7 protein-coding genes are annotated in these 9,442 nt (G+C 61.0%); 4 read left to right on the forward strand and 3 right to left on the reverse strand.

Features of this window, described 5'->3' with window-relative positions; translation table 11 throughout:
* The first annotated feature begins 25 nt into the window (after nucleotides 1-25).
* The 3 genes from plsB to HYE77_RS16770 are packed head-to-tail and all read left to right on the forward strand — an operon-like array spanning nucleotide 26 to nucleotide 3,701.
* A complete protein-coding gene (plsB, locus tag HYE77_RS16760; RefSeq protein ID WP_008430494.1) occupies nucleotides 26-2,530 on the forward strand; it encodes a glycerol-3-phosphate 1-O-acyltransferase PlsB in 2,505 nt (834 codons plus the stop codon).
* Between the two features lie 51 nt (nucleotides 2,531-2,581).
* On the forward strand, nucleotides 2,582-2,983 hold the full coding sequence (locus HYE77_RS16765) for a YbaY family lipoprotein (RefSeq protein ID WP_003219355.1): 402 nt from the start codon (nucleotides 2,582-2,584) through the stop codon (nucleotides 2,981-2,983).
* A 28-nt stretch (nucleotides 2,984-3,011) separates the two neighbouring features.
* Nucleotides 3,012-3,701 (forward strand): DUF4197 domain-containing protein, encoded by a 690-nt coding sequence (locus tag HYE77_RS16770; RefSeq protein WP_003219356.1) that lies wholly within the window; start codon nucleotides 3,012-3,014, stop codon nucleotides 3,699-3,701.
* Nucleotides 3,702-3,749: 48 nt separating this feature from the next.
* Here HYE77_RS16770 and HYE77_RS16775 read toward each other — a convergent pair whose 3' ends face one another.
* The 3 genes from HYE77_RS16775 to HYE77_RS16785 all read right to left on the reverse strand — a co-directional run bounded on the left by HYE77_RS16775 (nucleotide 3,750) and on the right by HYE77_RS16785 (nucleotide 8,656).
* Entirely contained in the window at nucleotides 3,750-3,941 is a 192-nt protein-coding gene (locus tag HYE77_RS16775) for a hypothetical protein (protein ID WP_177069011.1), read from the reverse strand.
* 542 nt (nucleotides 3,942-4,483) lie between these two features.
* A complete protein-coding gene (locus HYE77_RS16780; protein ID WP_134325827.1) occupies nucleotides 4,484-7,549 on the reverse strand; it encodes an efflux RND transporter permease subunit in 3,066 nt (1,021 codons plus the stop codon).
* Nucleotides 7,550-7,555: 6 nt separating this feature from the next.
* The gene (locus HYE77_RS16785; RefSeq protein WP_003219359.1) at nucleotides 7,556-8,656 is read right to left on the reverse strand and encodes an efflux RND transporter periplasmic adaptor subunit; all 1,101 of its coding nucleotides are present in this window, start codon (nucleotides 8,654-8,656) and stop codon (nucleotides 7,556-7,558) included.
* Between the two features lie 91 nt (nucleotides 8,657-8,747).
* On the opposite strand from HYE77_RS16785, the gene HYE77_RS16790 reads away from it, so the two are divergent.
* A complete protein-coding gene (locus HYE77_RS16790) occupies nucleotides 8,748-9,386 on the forward strand; it encodes a TetR/AcrR family transcriptional regulator (RefSeq protein ID WP_008430503.1) in 639 nt (212 codons plus the stop codon).
* Nucleotides 9,387-9,442: the final 56 nt, after the last annotated feature.

Here is a 9,442-nt window from a genome sequence, read left to right on the forward strand (position 1 = left end):
TTTCCCCACTCAAAGCAGAAGCCGTATGACCCGTTCTCCCTTTCGCCGTCTGGTATTTGGCACCTTGCGCCGGCTGTTGTACCTCTGGGTTCGCTCAGAGACGATCAACCAGTCGTCCCTTACCTTGAACCTCGACCGCAGCCGTCCGGTGTTTTACGTCCTGCAATCTCCATCCCTCACCGAATTGGCGGTGGTTGATACCGAATGTACCAAGGCCGGCCTGCCGCGCCCGGTGCTGCCGGTGTCGGTCGGCCCGCTGATGGAGCCGGCAGCCTTCTTCTACCTGACGCCCGACCCCGACTGGCTGGGGCGCCAGGACAAGCGTGGCGCCCCACCCACCCTGACCCGCCTGGTGGATGTGCTCACCGAACACGCCGAAGAGAATGCACAGATCATTCCAGTCAGCGTGTTCTGGGGCCAGTCGCCCGACAGCGAGTCCAGCCCCTGGAAACTGCTGTTCGCCGACAGCTGGGCCGTCACCGGCCGCCTGCGCCGGCTGCTGAGCATCCTGATCCTGGGCCGCAAGACCCGGGTGCAATTCTCCGCGCCCATCAACCTGCGTGAGTTGATCGAGCACAATAAAGGCCACGAACGCACCGTGCGCATGGCCCAGCGCATCCTGCGGGTGCACTTTCGCAACCTGAAAACCGCAGTGATCGGCCCCGACCTGTCCCACCGGCGCAACCTGGTGAAGGGCCTGGTGAACATGCCACTGGTACGCCAGGCGATCCTCGACGAGGCCGAACGCGAGAAAATCACCCCCGAGAAAGCCAAGGCCCAGGCTCTGCGCTATGGCAACGAGATCGCCTCGGACTACACCTACACCGCCATCCGTTTCCTCGAAGTGGTGCTGAGCTGGTTCTGGAACAAGATCTACGACGGCATCAAGGTCAACAACATCGAAGGTGTGCAAAAGGTCGCCCAGGGCTACGAGGTGATCTATGTACCGTGCCATCGCAGCCATATCGACTACCTGCTGCTCTCCTACCTCCTGTTCAAGAATGGCTTGACCCCGCCGCACATCGCCGCCGGGATCAACCTGAACATGCCGGTGATCGGCAGCCTGTTGCGCCGTGGCGGGGCGTTTTTCATGCGCCGCACCTTCAAGGGCAACCCGCTGTACACCTCGGTGTTCAACGAATACCTGCACACCTTGTTCACCAAGGGTTTCCCGGTGGAATACTTCGTCGAAGGCGGACGCTCGCGCACCGGGCGCATGCTGCAACCGAAGACCGGGATGCTGGCGATCACCCTGCGCAGCTTCCTGCGTTCCTCGCGCATGCCCATCGTGTTCGTGCCGGTGTACATCGGCTATGAGCGGGTGCTGGAAGGCCGCACTTACCTGGGCGAACTGCGCGGTGCGAGCAAGAAGAAAGAGTCGATTTTCGATATTTTCAAAGTGGTCGGCGCCCTCAAGCAGCGCTTTGGCCAGGTCGCCGTGAACTTCGGCGAACCGATCAAGCTGGCTGAATTCCTCGACAGCGAGCAGCCCGACTGGCGCTCCCAGGAGCTGGGCCCGAACTACAAGCCGGCGTGGCTCAACGAAACCACAAACCGCCTCGGCGAACGGGTGGCGCAACACTTGAACGAAGCGGCGGCGATCAATCCGGTGAACCTGGTGGCCCTCGCGCTGCTGTCCACCACCCGTCTGGCCCTGGACGAACAGGCGATGGCGCGCCAGCTGGATCTGTACCTGGCACTGCTGCGCAAGGTGCCCTACTCGCCCCACACCACCCTGCCGGAAGGCGACGGCCTGGCGCTGATCAAGCACGTCAAGGACATGGACCTGCTGTCGGAACAGAGCGATGCACTGGGCAAGATCCTCTACCTGGACGAGCAGAACGCCGTCCTGATGACCTACTACCGCAACAACGTGCTACACATCTTCGCCCTGCCGGCGCTGCTGGCAAGTTTCTTCCAGAGCAGCTCGCGGATGAGCCGCGAACAGATCCTGCGCTATACCCGTGCGCTCTACCCGTACCTGCAATCGGAGCTGTTTATCCGCTGGTCCCTGGACGAGCTGGACGCGGTGGTCGACCAGTGGCTGGACGCCTTCGTCGAACAAGGCCTGCTGCGTTTTGAAAACGACGTGTACCTGCGCCCGGCGCCGAGCTCACGGCAGTTTGTGCTGTTGACCCTGCTGTCCAAGAGCATCGCCCAGACCCTGCAACGCTTCTACATGGCGATCTCGCTGCTGCTCAACAGCGGCCAGAACAGCATCAGCGCCGAAGAGCTGGAAGACCTGTGCACGGTCATGGCCCAGCGCCTGTCGATCCTGCACGGCCTGAATGCCCCGGAGTTCTTCGACAAGAGCCTTTTCCGACATTTTATCCAGACCCTGCTGGAGCAAGATGTGCTGCGTCGCGACGAGGCCGGCAAACTGAGCTATCACCCGCTGCTGGGTGAGCTGGCCGAAGGCGCAGCCAAACGCGTATTGCCCGCGGAGATTCGCCTGTCGATTCGCCAGGTCGCACTGCATCGCAGCGAAGAGGCGCCAGACCAGCCTGTGGTACCCGAAGAAACACACTAGAGTGACCGAGGCGCCAGGGTGTTTCTGGCGCCGTTGACAAGGAGCTGCACCATGAAAAAAATCATCCTCCTGGGCCTGACCGCCCTGCTGGGAGCCTGCCAGACCATGAGCCCCGCGCCCAAAGCCAGCCTCGATGGCGAAGTCTTCTACCTGCAACGCATCGCCCTGCCGCCCGCCGCCACCTTGAGTGTGACCCTGCAGGATGTGTCCTTGATGGATGCCCCGGCCGTGACCCTGGCCGAGCAGAAAGGCCCGGTGAAAGGCCAGGTGCCGCTGCCCTTTCATCTGAGCTACGACCCGACCCAGGTCAAGCCTGGCCACAGTTACTCGGTGAGCGCTCGCATCGAACTGGAGGGCAAGCTACTGTTTATCACCACCGAACGGCACTCCGTGCAGTTGAACGGCCAGGACCCACAACCGCTGCGCCTGCGCGTGGATGCGGTTGCACACTGATTAAAATATCGAACATAAGGAAGCGCCCATGCTCCGTAACTCCCTTCGCCTCACTGCCCTGTGCGCCGGCTTGCTGCTCGGTGCCAACGCCATGGCCTTGTCCCTCGGCAGCCTGTCCCAGGGCGACGCCACCGGCGGCCTCAAGGATGCACTGACCCAAGGCGCACAGATTGCCGTGAAACAACTGGGTGTGCCCGGTGGTTTCAGCAACAACCCCGAAGTGAAGATCGGCCTGCCGGGCAAGTTGGGCAAAGTCGCTGACAAGTTGAAAATGTTCGGCATGGGTGACCAGGTCACGCAACTTGAAACCAGCATGAACAAGGCGGCCGAGTCTGCTGTCACCCAGGCCCAGCCGATCCTGGTAAACGCGGTGAAAAACATGAGCGTGACCGATGCCAAGGGCATCCTCACCGGCGGCCAGGACTCGGCCACCCAGTACCTGAACAAAAGCAGCCGTGACGAGATCCGGGCCAAGTTCCTGCCGATCGTCAAGGCCGCTACCGACAAGGTCGGCGTGGCCCAGCAGTACAACGCGCTCGCCGGCAAGGCCGCCACCTTTGGCGCCATTGATGCCAAGAGCGCCAATGTCGAAAGCTACGTGACCGAACAGGCGCTGGACGGGCTGTTCAAGATGATCGCCCAGCAGGAAGAAACCATTCGCAAGAACCCGGCGGCGGCTGCCACCAGCTTGGCCAAGAAGGTGTTCGGCGCGCTGTAGACCATACCCGGCAACTAAAAACGCCCTGAACTATTCAGGGCGTTTTTTTTAATAGCGGCACTTGCAAGGCAAATCACTACCCACGGCATTGCTGTTGCTGCTGTTGGTGGTGTTGTTTTCGGTTTTGATATTAATGTTGATCTCGGGCTGGCCATTGCCATTGGGCCGACCGAAATTCGGCCCTATTCCAAATACAGCCCCCAACAGGTGCAGTGGTGAAACCAGTACTGGAAAAATCATACACACTCCTCGATATCTATGGTCAAAAGCCCCCTCTGAGTGGCAAGGCAGCCCGAGTGGTTCCCGGGCTGCCTCGAGTCAGCGGCTATCGATGGATCGGAAAGAGTGCCGATGACCTCTGGTAGGGTTGGTGGGCCTCATGCACCGGCGCCTGGTGATACGGCTTGGGCCGCGCAGGCAGGACAGGCCCCGTTGGCCGGGAGTGATGGCCGTGGTTGAAACCGGGCCGTCCATGGCCGGGCTTGTGCGGTCGCGCTGTATCAGCTTCTTTATTGGAACCAGGCAACAGATTGCCCAGCAGTGACCCCAGGAAAGCACCTTTGAAAGCTGCCAGGGCAGACAAAATAAACATATGACACTCCATGAACTCATTGTTGTTCATCGGGACCGCAGGCTTGCGGCCCCGACAACGACGTCTGTCAATCAGACAATTCTGAGTGGAGCACCACGGGCAAACGTTCCGTCGCCCAGGGTCGCAGTTTGCGTCTATGTGTGAATGACCAGAGGCATTTCCTTACAGGACACCCCTGCCACTCGAAGCCTTACACCGCCTCCTTGCGGACCCGAAACCACGCCGCATACAGCGCGGGCAGGAACAACAGGGTCAATGCCGTCGCAACAATCAAGCCGCCCATGATCGCCACGGCCATCGGCCCGAAGAACACGCTGCGGGACAGCGGGATCATCGCCAGTACGGCCGCCAGCGCCGTCAGCACAATCGGCCGGAAGCGCCGCACGGTCGCCTCGATAATCGCCTGCCAGGGAGCCAGGCCGGCCTTGATGTCCTGCTCGATCTGGTCCACCAGGATCACCGAGTTACGCATGATCATCCCCGACAGCGCGATGGTCCCCAGCATCGCCACGAACCCAAAGGGTTGGCGGAACACCAGCAGGAACAGTGTCACTCCGATCAGGCCCAAGGGCGCCGTGAGAAACACCATCGCGGTGCGGGAGAAGCTGCGCAATTGCAGCATCAGCAAGGTCAGCACCACCACGATAAACAGCGGCACACCGGCCTTGACCGAGTTCTGCCCACGGGCGGAATCCTCGACCGTGCCGCCAACTTCCAGCAGGTAGCCGTCCGGCAGTTCAGCGCGCACGCCTTCGAGGGTCGGCAGGATCTGCTGCACCAGGGTGGCCGGTTGTTCCTTGCCGTAGATATCGGCGCGAACGGTCACGGTCGGCAGGCGATTACGGTGCCAGATGATGCCTTCCTCAAAGCCGTATTCCAGGGTCGCGATCTGCGACAGCGCCACGCTCTTGCCGTTGTCGGTCGGCACCGCCAGGCTTGGCAGCAGCGACAGCTCGGTGCGCTCATGCACCGTGCCGCGCAGCAGGATTTCGATCAACTCGTTGTCTTCGCGATACTGGCTGACGCTGGAGCCCGTAAGGGAACTCTGGAGGAATTTCGACAGGTTGGCGGTGCTCACGCCGAGGGCACGGGCGCGGTCCTGGTCAACGTTGAGGTAGACGATCTTGCTCGGTTCTTCCCAGTCCAGGTGCACGTTGACCACGTGGGTATTTTCGCGAACCTTGGCCGCCACTTTCCGCGCCAGGGCCCGGACTTCTTCGATGTGCTCGCCCGTTACCCGGAACTGCACGGGGTAGCCAACCGGAGGGCCGTTTTCAAGCCGCGTAACCCGCGAACGCAGGTCCGGGAATTGTTCGTTGAGGGTTTCGATCAGCCAGGTGCGCAAGCTTTCGCGCTCCTCGATGGTCTTGGCCAACACCACAAACTGGGCAAAGCTGGCGGCCGGCAGTTGCTGGTCCAGCGGCAGGTAGAAACGTGGCGAACCGGTACCGACATAGGCCACATAATTTTCAATACCTGCATGTTCCTTGAGCAAGGCTTCAAGGCGTTTGACCTGGTCAGCCGTATTGCTCAGGGACGCGCCTTCAGCCAGTTTCAGGTCGACCATCAGTTCCAGTCGCCCGGAAGCCGGGAAGAACTGCTGGGGCACAAAGCGGAACAGCGCCACCGAGCCGATAAACAGCAGCAAGGTCAGGACGATCACCGTCTTGCGCCGACGCACGCACCATTCCACCAGGCGTCTTACGCGCTGATAGAAGGGTGTGCCGTAGGGATCCGGCCCATCGGTGCCATGCTTGGCCGCATGAATCTTCGCCAGGTCCGGCAGGAGTTTTTCCCCCAGGTACGGCACGAACATCACTGCGGCGACCCACGAGGCCAGCAGCGCAATGGTCACCACCTGGAAGATCGAGCGGGTGTATTCACCGGTGCTCGATTGCGCCGTGGCAATCGGCAGGAAACCCGCGGCCGTGATCAGGGTGCCGGTGAGCATCGGGAAGGCTGTGCTGGTCCAGGCGAAACTGGCGGCCTTGAGCCGGTCGTACCCTTGCTCCATTTTGATCGCCATCATTTCCACGGCGATGATCGCATCGTCCACCAGCAAGCCCAGCGCCAGCACCAGCGCGCCGAGAGAGATTTTGTGCAGGCCGATGCCGAGGTAATACATGGTGGCAAACGTCATGGCCAACACCAGCGGAATCGCCAGGGCGACCACCATGCCGGTGCGCACACCCAGAGAGAAAAAGCTCACCAGCAACACAATCGCCAGGGCCTCGGCGAGCACCTGGACGAATTCGCCGACACTGGTTTTTACCGCTGCCGGCTGGTCCGACACCTTGCGCAGTTCCATACCGGCAGGAAGGTTCTTCTGCAGGCGTGCGAATTCGCCTTCCAGGGCCTTGCCCAGCACCAGGATGTCGCCACCATCACGCATGGCCACGGCCAGCCCGATGGCGTCGGCGCCCATGTAGCGCATGCGCGGTGCCGGTGGATCGTTGAAGCCACGATGAATCTCGGCCACGTCACCGATACGGAACGTACGATCACCGACGCGGATCGGGAAGTCGCGAATCTCCTTAACGGTCTTGAAGTTGCCGGACACCCTTAACTGCACGCGCTCGCTCGGGGTTTCAAAGAAGCCGGCGGTGGACACCGCGTTCTGTTCCTGCAACGCCTGCTGCACGGCCGCCAGCGGCAGGCCGAGGGTGGCGAGCTTGAGGTTGGACAGCTCGATCCAGATCTTCTCGTCCTGCAAGCCCAGCAGTTCGACCTTGCCGACATCCGGCACCCGTTGCAGCTGAATCTGGATGCGGTCGGCGTAGTCCTTGAGCACGGCGTAGTCAAAGCCATCGCCGGTCAGGGCGTAGATATTGCCGAAGGTGGTGCCGAATTCATCGTTGAAAAACGGGCCCTGGATATCCGGTGGCAGGGTCTGGCGAATATCGCTGATTTTCTTGCGCACCTGGTACCAGAGGTCCGGGATCTCTGCGGAGTGCATCGAATCCCGGGCCATGAAGGTGACCTGGGATTCACCGGGCCGCGAGAAGGAGACGATGCGCTCGTAGTCGCCGGTCTCCATCAATTTCTTTTCAATACGCTCGGTGACCTGGCGCGACACTTCCTGGGCCGTAGCGCCTGGCCAGTTGGTCTTGATCACCATGGCCTTGAAGGTAAACGGCGGGTCTTCGCTTTGTCCCAGCTTGGTGTAGGACAAGGTGCCGACCACTGCCAGCAGGATCATCAGAAACAGTACGATCTGGCGATTACGCAACGCCCATTCGGAAAGATTGAAACCCATCGGGGACTACTCCTTGGCCGCCAGACTTACCACTCGATTGGCGCGATCCACCGGGCGCACTTGCTGGCCCTCATGGAGTACATGCACACCGGCGGCGATCACCCAATCAGTGGGGTTCAAGCCTTCCAGCACCGGCACGGTTTTCTCGCCAAAGGCGCCGATCCGCACCGGTGTGCGCTTGAGGGTATTGTCGGGCTGCACCACCCAGACGTAGGACGCGCCGTTCTCCGCGCTCAGGGCAGACAGCGGCACCGCCAGGGGAATCACCCCGTCAGCCTGGATGAAGACGCGAGCGCTCTGCCCCAGTTCCGCAGGCACTTTGCCGCCGGTAAACGCGACGCGGGCGGCGAAGGTTCGCGACTTTGGATCGGCAGCCGGCGACAGTTCGCGGATGCGGCCGTTGAAGCGCTGGTCGGGCTGGCTCCACAGTTCCACGGACACCGGCTGGCCAATCTTGAAACGCCCGAAGCTTTGCTCCGGCAGGCTGATCAACACCTCCCGCTCGCCATCGGTGGCCAGGGTGAATACGGTCTGGCCGGCCGACACCACCTGGCCGACTTCCACTGCACGCTTGGCGACCACGCCATCCTGGGGTGCGCGCAACACGGCGTAACCGGCCTGGTTATTGGCCACGTCGAATTCGGCCTTGATCTGCTTGAGGCGTGCTTCACCGGAGCGGTAGAGGTTTTCGGAGTTGTCGTACTGGGAGCGGCTGACCATCTGACGGTCCATCAGGGTCTTGTAGCGGTCACGCTCGGCGCGTACCAGGCTCAGGTTGGCGTCGGCAGCGGCGACCTGGGCGCGGGTGGCTTCCAGTTGCAGGCGTACGTCCTGAGGGTCGAGTTCGGCCAGGGGCTGGTTGGCCTTGACGCGCTCGCCCTCCTCCACCAGTCGTCGGCTGACTTTGCCGCCAATGCGAAAGGCCAGGTCGGGTTCATAGCGTGCACGCACCTCGCCCGGGTAGCTGTCGGAAGCCTGCGCCGAAGGCTCTGGCTGAACCACCATGGCCGGGCGGACGGTGGTTTGCGCCGCTTCTTCATGGCCACAGGCAGCCAACAGGAATAACAAGCTGGCAGGCAACGCGAGTGGCAGGAAATAGCTGCGCATGCTGAAGGACCTTTCGCTAATGATGCTAGGAATAATATACTGGCCAGTATGTTATTAATACCAAACTCACCAGTCCAGTAATAAAGTGAAAATGTCCGACAATCCTGTGAACACCAATAGCCCCGGGCGTCCCAAGGACATGGCAAAACGCCAGGCGATTCTTGATGCGGCGAAGATCCTGTTTTTGAGTAATGGGTATGCCAGTACCAGCATGGATGCCGTGGCAGTGGAGGCGGGGGTGTCGAAGCTGACGGTGTACAGCCATTTCACCGACAAGGAGACGCTGTTCTCGGCGGCGGTGGTTGCCAAGTGCGAAGAGCAGTTACCGGTGATGTATTTCGAGCTGCCCGAGGGTGTGCCGGTGGAGAAGGTGCTGCTCAATATCGCCCGCGGGTTTCATGTGCTGATCAATAGCGAGGAGTCGGTGAACCTGCATCGGCTGATGATGACTTCCGGGAGTCAGGATCCGAAGTTGTCGCAGATCTTTTTCGAGGCTGGGCCGATGCGTATGTTGCAGGGGATGGAGCGGCTGCTCGGTAAGATCGACCAGAGTGGCGCATTGCGTATTGCCAAGCCGTTCACCGCGGCGGAGCATTTTTTTTGCTTGCTCAAGGGGACGGCGAATTTTTGTTTGTTGTATGGGTGCGGGGGGCAACTGAGCGCAGAGGCGGCCGAGGAGCATGTGCAGGAGGTTGTGGGGCTGTTTATGCGGGCTTATCGGGCTTTTTGAACTGAGTACATATCCGTTATTTAGGTAACGGCTTCGATTGGTTCCGCTCTTACAGC

The sequence above is a fragment of the Pseudomonas sp. IPO3774 genome, assembly GCF_013386835.1.
Taxonomy (GTDB): Bacteria; Pseudomonadota; Gammaproteobacteria; order Pseudomonadales; family Pseudomonadaceae; genus Aquipseudomonas.

Coding starts and splice junctions, on each gene's coding strand:
- HYE77_RS16765 (WP_003219355.1), top strand. CDS start 2,582: ATGAAAAAAATCATCCTCCTGGGCCTGACCGCCCTGCTGGGAGCCTGC.
- HYE77_RS16780 (WP_134325827.1), bottom strand. CDS start 7,549: ATGGGTTTCAATCTTTCCGAATGGGCGTTGCGTAATCGCCAGATCGTA.
- plsB (WP_008430494.1), top strand. CDS start 26: ATGACCCGTTCTCCCTTTCGCCGTCTGGTATTTGGCACCTTGCGCCGG.
- HYE77_RS16785 (WP_003219359.1), bottom strand. CDS start 8,656: ATGCGCAGCTATTTCCTGCCACTCGCGTTGCCTGCCAGCTTGTTATTC.
- HYE77_RS16775 (WP_177069011.1), bottom strand. CDS start 3,941: ATGATTTTTCCAGTACTGGTTTCACCACTGCACCTGTTGGGGGCTGTA.
- HYE77_RS16790 (WP_008430503.1), top strand. CDS start 8,748: ATGTCCGACAATCCTGTGAACACCAATAGCCCCGGGCGTCCCAAGGAC.
- HYE77_RS16770 (WP_003219356.1), top strand. CDS start 3,012: ATGCTCCGTAACTCCCTTCGCCTCACTGCCCTGTGCGCCGGCTTGCTG.